Source organism: Paenibacillus taichungensis, assembly GCF_050994985.1.
GTDB lineage: Bacteria > Bacillota > Bacilli > Paenibacillales > Paenibacillaceae > Paenibacillus > Paenibacillus taichungensis.
On record NZ_CP194720.1, the window covers coordinates 1,581,648 to 1,597,963 of the forward strand.

A 16,316-nucleotide genomic window follows, 5' to 3' on the forward strand; every position below is an offset into this window, starting at 1 on the left:
TATGCCTGCCCGCTGCATTTTCAAATTCAGGATTCCAAGGAGAGATATGTGCATGAGTACGGATTGTGTAATTCGTAATGTGAGTGAGCATGTGGGCGAGACTGTTAAGATCGGCGCCTGGATTAACAACAAACGTTCCAGCGGCAAAATTCAATTTTTGCAACTGCGTGATGGAACCGGATATATTCAAGGGGTAGTGGTTAAGAGTGAAGTCAGCGAAGATATCTGGAATGCTGCTAAGAGCTTGACTCAAGAAAGTTCATTGTATGTAACAGGAATTATCCGTGAAGAACCACGTAGTGCATCCGGTTATGAGATGACGGTTACTGGTGTGGAAATTATCCATCTGACTGAAAACTATCCAATTACTCCAAAAGAGCATGGGGTAGACTTCCTGATGGATCATCGCCATCTGTGGCTGCGTTCGACAAAACAACGTGCGATTATGGTTATTCGTGCGGAGATCATTCGCGCTGTTCAGCAGTTCTTTGATGGTAACGGATTCACACAGGTTGATCCTCCGATCCTTACACCTTCATCTGCTGAAGGAACGACGAACTTGTTCCACATCAAATACTTTGATGAAGATGCCTATCTGACACAAAGTGGACAGTTGTATATGGAAGCTGCAGCAATGGCGCTGGGCAAAGTGTACTCCTTCGGTCCTACGTTCCGTGCCGAGAAATCCAAAACACGTCGTCACCTGATCGAGTTCTGGATGATTGAGCCGGAAATGGCTTTTGTGGATCATGAGGAAAGCCTGCGAGTGCAAGAGAAGTTTATTGCACACGTAGTTCAAACGGTTCTGAAAAACTGCCGTGCTGAACTGGAGTCCATTGGACGTGATGTATCCAAGCTTGAAAAAATTGTAGCTCCATTCCCGCGCATTACGTATGATGAAGCGATTGAATTCCTGAATGGACAAGGCTTCGATATTCCTTGGGGAGAAGACTTTGGTGCTCCACACGAAACGGCGATTGCCGAGAAATACGAAACACCGGTCTTTATTACCCATTATCCGGCTGGAATCAAGGCATTCTACATGAAACCTGATCCAAATCGTCCTGAAGTGGTCCTCTGTGCAGATATGATCGCACCCGAAGGATACGGAGAGATCATTGGCGGTTCCCAGCGTATTGATGATCCGGAACTGATGCAGCAGCGCTTTGATGAGCATCAATTGTCGGAAGAGGCATATCAGTGGTATCTGGACTTACGTAAATACGGATCGGTTCCTCACTCCGGCTTCGGTCTGGGATTGGAGCGGACGGTAGCATGGATCTGTGGATTGGATCACGTACGTGAAACAATTGCATTCCCACGTATGCTCTATCGTCTGTACCCTTAATGCTTAACCGCGAGTCCATGGAAGAAACCGGCTCCAAAGCCTGGTTGAATGGAGCAGCTTACGGTATGGCATCAGGGACAGCGCAGCTCCCATATGCTTTATTGCGCTATTATCATCAGCTGGGGTTAAGTGATGCAGAGGTGCTTCTGCTGATTCAATTGTTTGGATTCCGGCAAGTCGAATTCAATGAGTTCCCAACGCTTGAAGAGCTTGCAACCCGTATGGGTCTTGCTCCTGAAGGCATCGCCAGAATGCTACAACGTCTTATGAGAGACGGGTACATTCACATTGACGAGCATCGGGATGAAGAGCGTGACATTCAATATGAACGGTATGATCTTCATGGATTATATGCCAAGCTTGCAGGTTGTACAGCAGAGGATATGGCCGTTGCTCGTAAGCAGCAGCTGGACAGTAATGCATTGCGCCCGGATTCGAACAGTGTTCAAAAAGAAGAGGAAGAACGAAATATGTTCTCTATTTTTGAAAAAGAATTTGGCCGCCCGCTTTCCCCGATGGAATGCGAGACTATATCCAGCTGGTTGGATCAGGATCGCTATCAGGAGGAACTGATTCTCATGGCATTGAAGGAAGCGGTGTTTGCTGGTAAAGTGCATTTCCGCTATATAGATCGAATCCTGCTTGAATGGAGTCGTAACCGCGTGAAGAATGTGCAGGACGCCAAGGCATATACGCAGCGGTTTCGTAACGGAGGACGTTAACACCAATGTTAGATTAGGCAACAACTTCATTCAGAATAAATCAAAAACAGGCCAGAATTTATTCTGTGCCTGTTTTTTTTAGATTATAGAGATGTTAAGTAAGATGCATTAAGTTCCCGGTAGGACTGACTTTTCAGGCAATGTAAAACCTTTTTATAAAAAAATGAATGAATACGCAGGGGTCAACAAACAAGTTGTCGTCTATTGTAGTGGAGAGGAGGGGAGAGTTATTGATGAAGCGCGCTTAATCGAACAAATCCGTCAAGGCGATACATCCCAGATGCGCTTGTTGATCGAAAAGTACAGCCAGCATGTATACCATGTGGCCTACTCCGTATTGCGGAACGATCAGGATGCACAGGATGCAGCGCAGGAGGCGTTCATTCAGATGGTTAAATCTCTCCCCGATTACCGATCCGAAGGTTTCAAAACGTGGTTAACCCGAATTGCCTTTCACAAAGCAATTGATGCCAAACGCAAGCTGGGCAGACGAAGCGCTGAGGATCTGGGCGGAGAAGAAAAAATAATAAACATGCCCGGTCGTGAAGAAGATGTTCTTGCCCGCCTTGTACGTGAAGAGCGTCAGGAGAAGTTGCGCGAGCGTATCAATCAGCTGCCTGCCCAGCACAGGGACATTATAACTGCGTATTACTTAAGCGAAAAAAATTATGAGCAGATTGCCCGTGATGCACAGGTGGCAGTGAAAACCGTGGAGTCCCGTCTGTATCGTGCCCGGCAGTGGATTCGAAATCATTGGAAGGAGGATGAGTGGCGTGAGAAATAAAAGAATGTATACCGTCCAGGAATGGACTGATTATATTGAAGGCCGAATGACTGCAAACCAGGCAAGTATGATGGAACAGGTGCTTATGGACGTTCCGGCAGCAATGGACAACTATCTCGAAGCACTCGGCATTCATCGGGAGCTGCCACAACTGAAGGACCCGGTAGGCTTCGCCGATTCAGTCATGAATCAAATTACGGAAATGCAATCCTCCAAGCCAAAGCGCAAATCGCGTTCCGGACGAAGACGTCTCTGGCTGGATCACAAAGTGTTTCATTATGCTGTAGCGGCTTGTCTGACGTTAATCTTCCTCTCCTCAGGGCTATTTGACAAGGTTGCGCCTTATCATAAGTTCCAGGATGGTGATCACAGAGGTTCATTTACGGAAAAATGGACGGAGGCAGCTACTTCATGGCTGGATCACTTCAAGCCTGGACCATAAATTAAATTTATTCGCATTGCCTGAAAAGAAAGGATGAAGACTGTGCAATCAGATCGTAACAAATTACTTGCATTCTTATTAAACCTGATTCCGGGTTTGGGTTTTCTCTATTGGGGTCGACCTGCCAGAGCTGTAATCTATCCATTACTCTTTTTTGGGACAGCTGTTGGTTCGTTTATGCTGGCAATTCTGGTGAGTGAGCGGGAATTAATGATTCTTGGGGCTTTGGGGACCATATTCTTCTGGTGTGTCAGCATGCTGGATATGATTATCGTTCTGCTGCGTGCCCCATCGCCTAATGATGCCCGATACCATGGATATGGCGCACATTACAGTGGACCGCATCAGGGGGCGGCATATCAGGGAGCATACACTGGTCAGGAAGGTCATCTGGGACAGATGGAGATGGACATGGAGGGAATACATCAGCATCAGGGTGGTGAGTATGGTGGCCCCGAAGGGGCTTACGGCCAACCCATGTATCAAAAAGGTAGTGAAAGCGAACGATTTTTTACGATTTTGCTTTCTTTTGTTCCAGGTCTGGGACATCTTCATCTCGGACTGTTACATCGCGGTTTATCATTCCTGATCGCGTTCTTCGGTTCATTTGCCATGATGGTTTTTGTAGCTTCCATTACGAATGAATCCGTATTTCTGATGTTCTTGCTCATTCTGCCTGTCATTTGGGTATACTGCATGTTTGATGCCGTCCAGCACGTGCATCGCAAGCAGGCTGGTGAGGTATTGCAGGATCGTACGTTGTTCGAGGAGCTGGAGATGGGCAGGGCTTCTGGACGGAGAAGCAAAGTGCTGGCAACCCTGTTATCAGCCTTCCCGGGTGCGGGACATCTGTATCTTGGACTGCAAAAAAGAGGCATGCAACTCATGTTCCTGTTTCTCGGCAGTATCTACGTTCTGGACCTGCTTCATTTATCGGTGTTCCTGTTCATGATTCCGTTGATCTGGTTCTACAGCTTCTTTGACGGACTTCAGTGTTCAAGCCGGTATGGCCGCGAACCGTTGACAGATCAACCCATTTTCAAGGATTGGGCTCGTCACCAGCGCCTGATTGGATTCGGAATTGCTGCGTTGGGATTGTACTATCTGTTTATCCGTTTGGTCATTCCACAGCTGAATGAGATGTTCCCGGATGCATTTATGACGTACGAGATTCGTTCGTATGTGAACACCGTCATTGTGTCCTTGCTGCTCATTTTTGGCGGTCTGAAGCTGTTGTTTGGCAAGCAGAGGGGGACGGGTATCCCTAGTGCGGCTCATCGAAATGATGAGGGAGCAGACAGTCTCTTTTTATTCAAGGATCGGGATGATCGATTGTAGAACTTTACAGATTTTTTCTGAATGGGAACAAAGAAATCATAGAAAACAAGAAATTCCCCAAACATAAAAAACACGCCAAGGCCTATGTATATCAGCCTTGGCGTGTTTTGGTTGTGCAGCTTTGATTTCGAATAAATGATTGCTATTTCGTAGCACCCTTTAACAGAAGCTGACGGTACATCACTTCAAATAGGAACTCGAACGCTTCCAAATGACGTTTGGCTTCAAAAGCATCTTTACCCCAGGCATAAATACCGTGGTTACGCAGTAAAATTCCCGGTACGTTGGCATCAAGTACACCTGGCACCAATTCAGCGATAGATGGAATATCTGCAAAGTTAGGTAGAACCGGTACACGAATCTCCGCATTTTCTTCCCAGATGTTGAAAGCCTTGATCAATTCGATGCCTTGAATCGGTACGTGCCCGTCTGCTCCAAAGAATTCACTGATCAGGTTGTTAAATACGGTATGCACGTGGAACACCGCGCCGCATCCGGTTAAACGATAGATTTCGCAGTGAATTAACGTTTCAGCGCTCGGTTTCAGGGTTGTGGTCTCAATGGCTTTACCATGCTTGTCCACAAACAGAAAGTCTTCCGGTGTACGGAGAGATTTGTCTTTGCCTGATGCAGTAACTGCAAAGTAGAATTGCTCCGGGTCGAAGTCGCCCACACGCATCGAGAGGTTGCCACTTGTACCAGGGAACCAGTTACGGCTGGCAAACAGCGCTTTGATATCAGCCAGCTCTTCGAGGACCTGGCGTTTATGTTCCAATGTAATCTTTTCAAAACCCATTTTTACAGCACTCCTTGTGTTTGCTTCTGTTTCATATCTTCCATAATATCGTAGAAGGTTGTGAATGGGACATGGTCCACACCCAGCTCTATACACTTATCCGTCAGAATAGAACGGGAGTAGACAAGATCAGCGATTTTGGCACCTTCAAAATCCGTTAGACTGTCTCCAATGAGGATACGATTATATTGTTCTTCCGGGAATGTACGAATAACCGTCGTTTTACACATGCCGCAGCCATTCTCACAAGGAGGCTGACATGGATTAGGCCATTCAATACGTATGAATTCATCTGTGAAATCTGCCCCGTTGCAATAAACGTGATCCTGTGGAATATCGAATGGAGCGAGCAAAGGCTCAATAAAAAAGTCCATTCCGCCACTGGTGACATTGAATTCAATGCCCTCGTCCCTAACATATGCAAGAAATTCGCTGAAACCTTCTCGGATGCCGGCCTGTCCAAGGACAAATTCCACAATCTCATCTTTCTGCGAAGAAGGCAACAGAGCGAACATCGCTCCCACACCTTCGCGGAGCGAAATTCGCTGTTCAATCGTGTCTTTCATAATCGCTTCAATACCTTCGGGTTTAAAATGTTTCATAATCGCTACGATATTGTCCGAAAGGGTGATCGTGCCATCAAAATCACAGAAAATAACTGTTTTTTTATCACTTCTCATCGTTCGCCACCCCACAGATCCAGTGCACTTTTCAGCTCGGGATGTTCGACTGCATATTCTGCCAGTGGAATGCAACGTTGGGCTGCCTCGATAGCCTGCAAAAATGCCCGTCCGCCTGCCTCAGTGCCCATGGGATGTCCATGGATACCTCCGCCGGCATTAACGATGACATCAGTGCCGAAGTCACGCAGAATAAGCGGTACAAGCCCTGGATGTATACCAGCCGAAGGCACAGGCATGCTGGTTCTGACCGGAAGCTCAGGTGACAGCAATTGTTCTGTAATGGCCATATTCTCTTCCTTCGGCATCGTCACCGATCCGTAAGGGGAAGGGAAGAGCACCAGATCCGCTCCGGCAAGTCGCATCAGCTGCCCCAGCAGGACGGAAGCCGAGATTCCATAGTGTGGTGAAGGATACAGTGCACCTGCAAGCGCAGGGTGAGCCATGATTGGTACGTTGATGTCCGGATCACTGCTTAGTTCGTGCAGCACGTCATATCCGTAAGACAAGACATTGAACAACAGCGCATTTGCTCCTGCCCCTATCGCGCGTTCAGCCTGTTGTTTCAGGCGTGAGGTAGGTCCAGTTAAATTTGCGGCATAAAGAAGTTTCTTACCCGTCTCCTTGCGTGCCTGTTCCGCAGCTTTCATGCAGACTTCGACTCTTTTCTCAATCGGAGTCAGTTTGTTCTCAAACAGAATTTCATCATCTTTGATCAAGTCTACTCCACCAAGAGCTTGGCGAATAAACTGTTCCCTCAGTTCTTCAGCATCCAGTCCAATGACTGATTTAAAGATACTCATTAACAACGGACGATCATGTACACCTAATAGATCACGAACACCATTCAGTCCAAACTTGGGACCGGGGAATGCGCTGAGGAACCCGTCCGAGAATCCAAGCCGTGTCAGTTTGATGCGTCCGTCCATTGAAATTTTGCCAAAGACCGTCACGAGTAGGGCAGGAATGTCACGGCTGAAATTTACATCCGGATAACCGATGGTAATATCAGCGTAACGCTCACCTGGGGCCATGTCCTCGGCTTCATGCACCTCAACGCTGATGACCTCACCCAGATGTTTCTGCATCGCCTCACGCTTGGCCTGAGGCAATTCAGTCCAACTGCCAACGGTCATGCCGACAGCAATGGACTCAGCTTTCTTGCGGAAGTCTGCACGATCATCATGCAGACGATATGTGGCTGTGCACATATTATTCATTTTAAATCTCCTTCCAAAGCAGCTCCCATCTCCCGTGAGCGCTCTGCACAGCGGTTGACGGCTGCGATTACATTTTCAAAGAAATCTCCCTCATCCAGCGTTTTTAGTGCTGCCTGAGTTGCACCTCCCGGGGAGGTCACATCACTACGGAGTTTCATTGGCTCTAAGCCAGTCTGTTGTACCATGCGTGAAGCACCCAGCACGGTCTGAACAGTCAGATCGCGGGATTGTTGGCTGGATAGTCCGCCACGAATACCTGCGGCAATCATGGCCTCCATCAAATAGTATACATAAGCCGGACCACTTCCGGAAATACCTGTGAGCACTTCGAGTTTATCTTCAGGCACGATGGTCACGATTCCAACAGCTTCGAACATCGTCATGACTGTACTGCGCTGTTCATCCGTAATCTCTTCGGAAAAGGCAAGTCCGGTTGCGCCGAGCCCGATTGTACTGGACGTATTCGGCATGGTGCGGGCGATCGGTTGTTTACGTCCCAGTAGGGATTGCATCGTACGGATCGATAATCCGGCAATAACCGAAACGATTAATTGATCCGGCGACAGGAGCGGCCCAAGTTCACGCAGCGCTGCGGCAGCATCCTTTGGCTTCATGCAGAGTACAATAACCGGAGAAGCAGCGAGATGATCCAGCGATTGTGCAGCAGTTCCGGTATGTACGGCATAACGGGTGCTGAGCTCCTCCTGACGTTTCTGGTTGCTTCGGTTCAGCATCGTAATATCCTGAGGACGAACGACAAGGCGGGAAATTAATCCGCGCACGATGGCTTCAGCCATCGCACCTGCTCCGTGAAATGTAATCTTCTGTTGTAATAACGTCTGTTGTTCTTGACTCATATTTATCGTTCCTCCTATATAACTGTAGCTGCGATATTATTGCCGGATTTGTCCATTTCCAGTGATACGGTATTTGGTTGACGTTAATGCAGGCAGACCCATAGGTCCACGAGCATGCAGCTTCTGGGTACTGATCCCAATTTCGGCTCCATAACCGAATTCAAATCCGTCTGTGAAACGAGTAGAAGCATTATGGTATACAGCAGCCGCATCGACATCATGTAAAAAACGTTCTGCATTGCTGGTATCCTTGGTGACGATACACTCTGAATGCTTTGTGCCATAACGGGCGATATGCTCCATCGCTTCATCCAGGTTCTGAACTACACGAATATTTAAAATATAATCATTGTACTCTGTAGCATAATCTTCTTCCGTCACAGAAAGGGCAGAGGGAACGAGACGGCGGACCGTGTCACAACCCTTCAACAGGACATTCGCCTCACGGAGTTGTTCAGCCAGAGCCGGCAGATGCTCCTCCGCGTATACAGCGTGCAGCAACAAGGTTTCCATGGAGTTGCATACGGATGGACGCTGTGCCTTGGCATTAACGGCAATCTCCGCTGCCATGACTGGATCAGCAGATTCATCCACATAAGTATGACAGATACCTGCACCGGTTTCGATCACAGGCACTGTTGCATTGGCGACCACATTGCGGATCAGTGAAGCACCGCCGCGTGGGATGATGACATCGAGCAGTCCATTTAACTTGAGCATTTCGTCCACGGAGGAACGGTCTGCATCCTCAACAAGCTGCAATGCATCAGCTGGCATATCTGTTGTTGCCAGTGCCTGATGGAGTACCTCCACAATTTTGCGATTGGAGGAGAGGGCCGAGGAGCCGCCTCGTAGCAGTACAGCGTTACCTGTTTTGAGGCAAAGTCCGGCAGCATCTACTGTAACATTTGGACGTGCCTCGTAAATGATGCCGATTAGACCGATGGGCACTCTCAATTTTTCAACATGCAATCCGTTCGGACGAGTGAAAGTCTCCAGCACTTCGCCCACAGGGTCCTGCAACTCCACGATCTGACGCAGTCCTTCAGCAATACCGGCGATACGCTCCTTATTCAAAGCGAGGCGATCCAGCATCGATTCTGGCGTACCTTGATGTCTGCCACGTTCCAGATCGTCAGCGTTTGCTGCAATAATGGAATCCGCTTGGGCAATTAATGCGTCCGCCATGACCAGCAGGGCGTTATTTTTTTGTTCTGTGCTCAGTCGATTCAGCTGCGGAACCACGGCTTGGGCCTTGCTCGCTTTTTCCCTGACTTCACTCATCATAAATTCCTCCCATATATAAAGTGGAAACAAAAGAATATTTAATAGCTGTATCATATGATCCTGAGTAGTACACTCGGTAGGATTATAGGTGTTCTATTTTAACGTAATCCACTCGTCTCGATGGATAACCTCAAGTCGATGGATGCTGTTCAACTGCTTCATCACTTCGCCACTTGGCAGTCCTGCGATGAGCCGTAGCTGGTCATCATCATAATTGACGATACCACGACCGAGCAAAGTGTCATCCATACCCAGCACCTCTACAACATCTCCGGCATGGAAGGTACCCAGCACACGTTTGACACCTACAGGCAGGAGACTATGACCACCATGAACCAATGCTTCTTCGGCACCATTATCCACAACGACGGTACCGAGCGGAGTAGACATGAAGCCAAGCCATTGTTTTTTGCGAGAGAGAGCGGCAAGGCGAGTTTCGAAATACGTTCCTTTTCCGGTGCCATCAACCGCTCTTTGCATATCTCCAGGTTCCTTCACACTTCCTACAAAGACAGGTACGCCTCCACGCGTTGCCACTTTGGCTGCATCTACCTTGGATCGCATGCCGCCGGTACCTACGGATGATCCAGAACCGCCAGCATAGGCGTAAATTTCTGCCGTAATTTCGGGGATACGGTCATAACGAAACGCAGATGGATCTTTTCGAGGATCAGCCGTGTACAGACCGTTGGTATCTGTAAGAATGACCAAATGCTGTGCCTTGACCAGATTCGCTACCAGTGCAGACAGGAGATCGTTATCCCCGAACTTCAATTCATCGACAGATACGGTATCATTCTCATTAAAGATCGGAATGACGCGCTGTTTGAGCAGTTCTTCTACCGTCATGCCTGCATTGCCCATACGTTTCCGGCTGTGAAAGTCGGTACGGGTGAGTAGAATTTGTGCTGTAGTAACGCGGTGCGCTGCAAAAGCCTGTTGATATGCCTGCATCAGCAAAGCTTGCCCAACAGCGGCTGCAGCTTGTTTTTCATGCAATTGCTTGGGACGCTGGGGGTAACCAATCTCCCGGAATCCGGCAGCTACCGCTCCCGAAGTGACCAGAAGAACCTCGTGGCCCTGTTCGGCCAAGGCAGCAATTTCTCCAGCAAAAAAAGTAATGGCACTCCGATCTAGCCCGCCTTCTTCCGTAGTAAGCGAACTGCTTCCGATCTTAACTACAATACGTGAGGTCATAATTTCACTTCCTTAAACAATATTAATGATTGACCCTGGAGCAGACCGTTGGGTACAAAAAAAACTCCCGCCCTTTTAATTAAAAAGGACGAAAGTTCGTTACTTCCGCGGTACCACCTTTATTGATGATTGGATCATCCGGCTTCATGCCCTGTAACAGAAGGCACTGTCCTGTGCATCACAGGCCGCTCAGGGGTAGGTTTCGGAGAGAAGCCGCGGTAAATTCTTGCAGCCCGATGGAATTTACTCTCTGGGCGCGGCTGATCCTCTCGTACTGGTCCCGTCATCACGTTTCGTTCAATATTTCCTTATAACATACCATGGAAACTTGGCAGATGCAAAGGGGTTATGCACCTGTAAATTACTTGAATAAATTCAACTTGCCAATCCGCTCCGCTGCTTCCCTTAATCGATCTTCATCACTTAGCAGTCCTGCGCGCACATAGCCCTCACCATGTGAACCGAAACCAATACCCGGTGCTACGGCCACCTTAGCTTCACGCAGTAATACGTCAGCAAAGGAAGCAGAAGTAAAGCCTGCAGGTACAGGCAGCCAGCTAAAGAAGGAACCTCCCGGTTTAGGAGCCTGCCAGCCGATGGATGAGAGTGCATCATAGAAAGCGTCGCGACGTGATTCATAACGTGCAACCAGTGAAGTCACACATTCCTGGGAAGATGTCAGTGCTGCCGCAGCAGCGGCCTGGATGCCTCCGAAGAGGCTCACGTAGATATGATCCTGCAGCAGATTGATTTTGGAGATGATCTCCGCATTACCTAGAGCAAATCCGACGCGCCAACCCGCCATATTGTAGGTTTTGGATAATGTGTAGAACTCAATGCCCACCTCTTTGGCACCTGGTGCCTGCAAAAAGCTCACTGGACGATGTCCATCGAATCCAATTGCACCATAGGCGAAGTCACTGGCTACGACGATTTTATTTTGAATGGCAAACTCTACCGTATCTTCATAGAAGGAAAGAGGGGCAGTTGCTGAGGTTGGATTGTTAGGATAGTTCAGGAACATCAGCTTGGCCTTTTCTCGATCCTCAGTAGAGATTGCTTCATAATCAGGCAGGAATGCATTGGACTCCAGCAGTGGCATAAAAGACATGTGCGCTTTCGCCAGAGCCACACCAGACCAATAATCCGGATAACCTGGATCAGGTACAAGACATACGTCGCCGGGATTGAGCAATACCTGAGGTAACTGGACCAAGCCCGTTTTTCCGCCAAATAAAATCGCAACTTCCGTTTCGGGGTCCAGGTCCACGTTGTAATCTTCTTTGTAACGTTTCGCAACGGCTTCCTTCAGGAAAGCATGCCCGCTAAAAGGCGAATATTTGTGATAGAGCGGGTTCTCAGCCGACTCCTGCAATGTTTTGACAATGTGGGGTGGTGTAGGTGTATCCGGGTTCCCCTGACCCAAGTTAATGACGTCGTGACCACTTGCAATTTCTCGGTTTACATTTTGAACTAGGGAAGCAAAAAATTGTGTAGGAAGCTGTGTCATTACATCGGATGTAGGTATGGTAAAGGCTGAACGACCCGATGATTGAGGTTGATTAGTCATGCTATACATCACTCCGGTTATTAAAGATGGCAATATAGTATTCATTAATTTATCACGTCAATCCCGAGCTGTATAGGGGGAAAACACTTCATGAATACTTGGGAGGAGCCAATATTTAAGTTTTTGTACAAAACTGAAATGAGATATTTTGTTTTGTCCATTGAGATTAGGGGAAATCCTGTTTTATGATAATATTCGATAATGATAATCAATATCATTGGTGAATAGGAACGAAGCACTTATTAGGGGGAGAAATAGAAATGAAAAAGGGTATACGAAATACGGCAGTATTATTGACGGTTACATGGTTATCCATTCTTCTGCTGGCTTGTGGAAATCAGACTTCAACTCCGTCTGCCGGAACGGATGATTCCAAAACGGTCAATGAAACACAGACAAACGAAGATCAGTCCAATCAGGAACAGACGGCATCCGCAGATAACAGTGAGGGTGAAACCCGGATGTTCAAGGACTGGACAGGCCATGATGTAGAGGTTCCGGTTACGCCGAAGCGTGTAATTTATCATGGTGAAGTTACAGGGGACTTGCTAGCGCTGGGCGTTGTACCTGTAGGTATTCTTCGTCAGGAGGGAACAGTATATGATGATCAGGTCGCCCAAGCGGAAGATGTGGGTTTCCCGTTGAGTGTTGAAAAGGCGCTTACCTTGAATCCTGATCTGATCATTTTCTCGAATAGCGATGAGGCACAATATGATCAAATCTCGAAGGTTGCGCCAACGGTTACCTTTGATTCATTTGCGTCATTGGACGACCGCATGCGTATTCTTGGCGATCTTTTGAACAAAAAGCCGGAAGCGGAAGCTTGGATCACGGCCCATCAACAAGCAACGGAAGAGATGTGGAAGCAGCTTCATGAGAATGGACTGAAAGAAGGGGAAACGGCTTCGGTATTCACCATGTATCCTGGTAATCGACTGTTTGTAATGGCCGGAGCAGGATTGCCACAGTTATTATATGGAGCCGATGGGATGAAGCCAACCGCGGAAATTCAGAAAGTGTTAGATGAAGGAATGGGCTTTGCTGAGATTTCTACTGAAAAGCTGCCTGAAATAGCGGGTGATCGCGTATTTATACTGGATCCAGTAACGGATGATGCGAAGCAGTCCACCAAAGAATTGCTGGATAGCCCGATTTGGAAGAACCTACCCGCTGTAAAAGAAGGAAAAGTATATCGCTTTGATCTGGTCAAGGCTTCAAGTGACGCAACTTCAAGAGAATGGCTTTTGAAAGAGTTGCCGAAACAGATGATTCAATAGTCGTTTATAGATAGATACATCATAATATTGTATTGGATTAAGAACGAAAATGCCGACTAAAAAAGAGCCTTCAACATTTCGTTGAATGCTCTTTTTTGTGCTGATTACAGCCAGATCTAGATTAATAACAAAAGCTCGCTTATAATCAGTTCATACAGATAGAATGATAATCATTCTCATTTTAAAAAACGAGGTGAACCACCATGCAGGCTTTGAATGCCGATGCCAGAGGGTTGTATTTTTCAGCATTCATGTTTCGGCTGGATCATCTGGAACAACGAATTGAACAACCAGAACAGGTGATGCTGGAAGTGGCATGTGATAAACATACATTTTTGATCTGCGAAGAAGGGGAAGGTCGCTTATATATAGGATATGAACAGTTTCCTTTTACCACCGGATGTGTTTACCCGCTTTCTCCGGGTGAAGGGTACCAGATTGAACATGGAAACCGATTGAAATTGAAATATATGGTGATATCATTTGATGTTATTCATGTGTTGACGGGAGATCCGGAACAGTATACGCGCCCTGTATTCGAACATAGAAATCAATTGAATGGCTATCCTTATGCCCCGTTAAGTGGGCTGTTGGAGCAAATGTATGCCATTCGGGATTATCAAACAGATGCCGAATATAGCCATTTGAATGCACAGTTTCAGAGATGGATGGAGATGATCATCACCCGGTACACTTCACCAAAAACAGAGCAGAGCATGGAATCCAGACTACACAGTACAATTCAATATGTAGAAGATCATTACGCTGAAGAAATCACAGTAACGAAACTGGCCCGTCTTGCAGATATCCGACCCGTGCAATATACAAACTTATTTAGACAATTAACAGGCCACAGGCCGCTTGATTATGTGAACCATGTACGAATTAAACATGCTAAGGATTGGTTGCGCAAATCCGATGAACCGCTTCGGGATATAGCAACCCGGGTGGGTTTTAAGGATGAGTATTATTTCAGCAGGCGTTTTCGTCAAATGACCGGATTATCGCCTCGTCAATATGACCGATCTATTCAGCAACAAACACTGGTTCAGGATTGGTTGGGTCATGATGTGAATATTCCGTCACAGCCCAAGCGAATTATGTTTTATGGTGATTCCGGTGGAGATTTGCAAGTGCTGGGCATTGGTTTATTAGGAGATCAGGCCTATGATGCGGTTGCCCCGGTTAATGTGGAAGAGGCAGTCCGGATGAGACCAGACCTGATCATTTTCGATAGCACTAACGAACAACAATATGAACAATTTTCCCGAATAGCACCCACACTGGCATATAACTCTCATGCAACGCTGGAAGATCGAATTTGTAGGGTGGGAAGCTGGTTTAGCAAGCAATCAGAAGCTGAAAAATGGCTCTCCTCCTATCAGCAACGTATGGAAAAGATGTGGATGAAGATTCATGCTTCAATTGAACCGGGGGAAACGGTGTCCGTATTCACCTATCATCGGGGTGCCCGATTATTTGTCATGGGCAATATTGGTCTGGCCTCACTCTTGTATCATCCGATGGGATTCAGACCCGTTACGAAAGTGAAGGAGGCGCTTGTCGCGGGCAGAGCGTATAAGGAAATTTCGTCTGAAGCGATTCGTCAGTATGCCGGTGACCATATATTTGTCTTGCTTCCTGAAGACGTTATTGCAATGCAGGCCACAGAGAAGTTGATGCAGAGTCCAAACTGGCGAGCACTTACAGCCGTGCAGAAGGGGCAGGTGTACGAAGTGGAAGAAACAACATGGAATTTGGGCGATGCACTGACGAGCAACCGTTTGTTAACTTTGTTGCCCGAGTTATTATGTAGGAGTTCAGAACGAAAACAGGTTGCAGATGTTTGAATGATCAAGCTATGATTACAGGTATTACGGTTCAGAGGAGTGCTGGTTATGACAGAACAACAAGGGGAAATGCGTGTAGCCCTGATTCAGGGCGATATTCAGATCGGAGACCCTGAAGCCAACCATAAACATATGCAGTCTTTGCTCGAAAGAGCGGTAGAACAGGTTCCCGACTTGGGATTGGCTGTGCTGCCCGAGATGTGGAATACGGGATATGCTTTGGAACAAATTCATGAGCTTGCTGACCCGGAGGGCCAGAAATCAAGAGAGTGGCTCGCGACTTTTGCCCAAAAACATCGAATCTCCATCGTTGGCGGTTCCATTGCGGAGAAACGTGATGGCCAAATCTTCAATACAATGTACGCCTATAATAGTGAAGGAAATCAGGTGACACGTTACGATAAATTGCATTTGTTCCGCCTGATGGATGAAGAGAAGTATTTGCAGCCTGGTGCAGAACCGGAAATATTTGAATTGGAGAACGGCCTCACCGCTGGAGCTTCAATCTGTTACGATATCCGTTTCCCTGAGCTTGCTCGAACACTTGCCTTGAACGGAGCCAAAGCATTAATTGTCCCCGCTGAATGGCCGAACCCGCGCTTGCATCATTGGCGCACACTGCTTACAGCAAGGGCCATTGAGAATCAGATGTACGTTATTGCCTGCAATCGCGTAGGGAAAAGCGGAGACACCGAATTTTTCGGGCATTCCCTCATTATTGATCCTTGGGGTGAAATTGTGGCTGAAGGTGGAGAAGGAGAAGAGATCGTGACCGGAATTATCTGTCCTTCACTTGTGGATGAGGTTCGTGGCCGTATTCCGGTATTCGAAGACCGTAGACCTGGCATTTATTTTGGCAGCAAATAAAAATCTGTAATTTTCCAATAAAGTGTTTATTCATCCGGGAGGCGGGTAATGATAACTATCCCGTCACCAAGGAGGATGATC

15 protein-coding genes are annotated in these 16,316 nt (G+C 47.3%); 8 read left to right on the forward strand and 7 right to left on the reverse strand.

Annotation, left to right across the window (positions count from 1 at the left end; genetic code table 11):
* Positions 1 to 52: 52 nt before the first annotated feature.
* The 5 genes from asnS to ACR1R9_RS07370 all read left to right on the forward strand — a co-directional run bounded on the left by asnS (position 53) and on the right by ACR1R9_RS07370 (position 4,634).
* A complete protein-coding gene (gene asnS / locus ACR1R9_RS07350) occupies positions 53 to 1,348 on the forward strand; it encodes an asparagine--tRNA ligase (protein ID WP_063566804.1) in 1,296 nt (431 codons plus the stop codon).
* On the forward strand, positions 1,348 to 2,070 hold the full coding sequence (locus ACR1R9_RS07355; RefSeq protein WP_236703325.1) for a DnaD domain-containing protein: 723 nt from the start codon (positions 1,348 to 1,350) through the stop codon (positions 2,068 to 2,070). Before asnS ends, ACR1R9_RS07355 begins: the two co-directional genes overlap by 1 nt.
* A gap of 163 nt (positions 2,071 to 2,233) precedes the next feature.
* On the forward strand, positions 2,234 to 2,854 hold the full coding sequence (locus ACR1R9_RS07360; RefSeq protein WP_076288967.1) for an RNA polymerase sigma factor: 621 nt from the start codon (positions 2,234 to 2,236) through the stop codon (positions 2,852 to 2,854).
* The gene (locus ACR1R9_RS07365; RefSeq protein ID WP_076288968.1) at positions 2,844 to 3,296 is read left to right on the forward strand and encodes a hypothetical protein; all 453 of its coding nucleotides are present in this window, start codon (positions 2,844 to 2,846) and stop codon (positions 3,294 to 3,296) included. The genes ACR1R9_RS07360 and ACR1R9_RS07365 overlap by 11 nt, the downstream gene beginning before the upstream one ends.
* 42 nt (positions 3,297 to 3,338) lie before the next feature.
* Positions 3,339 to 4,634: a multi-tm2 domain protein gene (locus tag ACR1R9_RS07370; RefSeq protein ID WP_433921434.1), complete on the forward strand. Its 1,296-nt coding sequence runs from the start codon at positions 3,339 to 3,341 to the stop codon at positions 4,632 to 4,634.
* A 142-nt stretch (positions 4,635 to 4,776) separates the two neighbouring features.
* On the opposite strand, the gene ACR1R9_RS07375 is transcribed toward ACR1R9_RS07370, so the two are convergent.
* The 7 genes from ACR1R9_RS07375 to ACR1R9_RS07405 form a co-directional block, all read right to left on the reverse strand.
* Entirely contained in the window at positions 4,777 to 5,430 is a 654-nt protein-coding gene (locus ACR1R9_RS07375; protein ID WP_036607600.1) for a methylthioribulose 1-phosphate dehydratase, read from the reverse strand.
* Positions 5,431 to 5,432: 2 nt separating this feature from the next.
* Positions 5,433 to 6,110 carry a 2-hydroxy-3-keto-5-methylthiopentenyl-1-phosphate phosphatase gene (locus ACR1R9_RS07380; RefSeq protein WP_072733403.1) on the reverse strand — a complete coding sequence of 226 codons (678 nt, stop codon included), beginning with the start codon at positions 6,108 to 6,110 and terminating at the stop codon, positions 5,433 to 5,435.
* Entirely contained in the window at positions 6,107 to 7,330 is a 1,224-nt protein-coding gene (locus tag ACR1R9_RS07385) for a 2,3-diketo-5-methylthiopentyl-1-phosphate enolase (RefSeq protein ID WP_433921433.1), read from the reverse strand. Before ACR1R9_RS07385 ends, ACR1R9_RS07380 begins: the two co-directional genes overlap by 4 nt.
* Positions 7,327 to 8,187, reverse strand: a complete 861-nt coding sequence (gene proC, locus ACR1R9_RS07390) for a pyrroline-5-carboxylate reductase (RefSeq protein ID WP_076288972.1) — start codon at positions 8,185 to 8,187, stop codon at positions 7,327 to 7,329. Before proC ends, ACR1R9_RS07385 begins: the two co-directional genes overlap by 4 nt.
* Positions 8,188 to 8,223: 36 nt before the next feature.
* Complete coding sequence (locus tag ACR1R9_RS07395; RefSeq protein WP_076288973.1) at positions 8,224 to 9,471, reverse strand: glutamate-5-semialdehyde dehydrogenase; 1,248 nt, start codon at positions 9,469 to 9,471, stop codon at positions 8,224 to 8,226.
* Between the two features lie 96 nt (positions 9,472 to 9,567).
* The gene (gene proB / locus ACR1R9_RS07400) at positions 9,568 to 10,671 is read right to left on the reverse strand and encodes a glutamate 5-kinase (protein ID WP_076288974.1); all 1,104 of its coding nucleotides are present in this window, start codon (positions 10,669 to 10,671) and stop codon (positions 9,568 to 9,570) included.
* Positions 10,672 to 11,032: 361 nt separating this feature from the next.
* A complete protein-coding gene (locus ACR1R9_RS07405; RefSeq protein WP_076288975.1) occupies positions 11,033 to 12,241 on the reverse strand; it encodes a pyridoxal phosphate-dependent aminotransferase in 1,209 nt (402 codons plus the stop codon).
* Positions 12,242 to 12,501: 260 nt separating this feature from the next.
* On the opposite strand from ACR1R9_RS07405, the gene ACR1R9_RS07410 reads away from it, so the two are divergent.
* The 3 genes from ACR1R9_RS07410 to ACR1R9_RS07420 all read left to right on the forward strand — a co-directional run bounded on the left by ACR1R9_RS07410 (position 12,502) and on the right by ACR1R9_RS07420 (position 16,235).
* Complete coding sequence (locus tag ACR1R9_RS07410) at positions 12,502 to 13,518, forward strand: ABC transporter substrate-binding protein (protein WP_076288976.1); 1,017 nt, start codon at positions 12,502 to 12,504, stop codon at positions 13,516 to 13,518.
* Between the two features lie 203 nt (positions 13,519 to 13,721).
* Positions 13,722 to 15,368: an ABC transporter substrate-binding protein gene (locus tag ACR1R9_RS07415; protein WP_433921432.1), complete on the forward strand. Its 1,647-nt coding sequence runs from the start codon at positions 13,722 to 13,724 to the stop codon at positions 15,366 to 15,368.
* Positions 15,369 to 15,416: 48 nt separating this feature from the next.
* Entirely contained in the window at positions 15,417 to 16,235 is an 819-nt protein-coding gene (locus ACR1R9_RS07420; RefSeq protein WP_175382453.1) for a carbon-nitrogen family hydrolase, read from the forward strand.
* The last annotated feature ends 81 nt before the right edge of the window (positions 16,236 to 16,316 follow it).

Excerpts from the sequence above, each read along its gene's own strand:
- asnS (WP_063566804.1), top strand. The coding sequence starts at position 53 with ATGAGTACGGATTGTGTAATTCGTAATGTGAGTGAGCATGTGGGCGAG.
- ACR1R9_RS07355 (WP_236703325.1), top strand. The coding sequence starts at position 1,348 with ATGCTTAACCGCGAGTCCATGGAAGAAACCGGCTCCAAAGCCTGGTTG.
- ACR1R9_RS07360 (WP_076288967.1), top strand. The coding sequence starts at position 2,234 with ATGAATGAATACGCAGGGGTCAACAAACAAGTTGTCGTCTATTGTAGT.
- ACR1R9_RS07375 (WP_036607600.1), bottom strand. The coding sequence starts at position 5,430 with ATGGGTTTTGAAAAGATTACATTGGAACATAAACGCCAGGTCCTCGAA.
- ACR1R9_RS07380 (WP_072733403.1), bottom strand. The coding sequence starts at position 6,110 with ATGAGAAGTGATAAAAAAACAGTTATTTTCTGTGATTTTGATGGCACG.
- ACR1R9_RS07385 (WP_433921433.1), bottom strand. The coding sequence starts at position 7,330 with ATGAATAATATGTGCACAGCCACATATCGTCTGCATGATGATCGTGCA.
- proC (WP_076288972.1), bottom strand. The coding sequence starts at position 8,187 with ATGAGTCAAGAACAACAGACGTTATTACAACAGAAGATTACATTTCAC.
- ACR1R9_RS07395 (WP_076288973.1), bottom strand. The coding sequence starts at position 9,471 with ATGAGTGAAGTCAGGGAAAAAGCGAGCAAGGCCCAAGCCGTGGTTCCG.
- proB (WP_076288974.1), bottom strand. The coding sequence starts at position 10,671 with ATGACCTCACGTATTGTAGTTAAGATCGGAAGCAGTTCGCTTACTACG.
- ACR1R9_RS07405 (WP_076288975.1), bottom strand. The coding sequence starts at position 12,241 with ATGACTAATCAACCTCAATCATCGGGTCGTTCAGCCTTTACCATACCT.
- ACR1R9_RS07410 (WP_076288976.1), top strand. The coding sequence starts at position 12,502 with ATGAAAAAGGGTATACGAAATACGGCAGTATTATTGACGGTTACATGG.
- ACR1R9_RS07415 (WP_433921432.1), top strand. The coding sequence starts at position 13,722 with ATGCAGGCTTTGAATGCCGATGCCAGAGGGTTGTATTTTTCAGCATTC.
- ACR1R9_RS07420 (WP_175382453.1), top strand. The coding sequence starts at position 15,417 with ATGACAGAACAACAAGGGGAAATGCGTGTAGCCCTGATTCAGGGCGAT.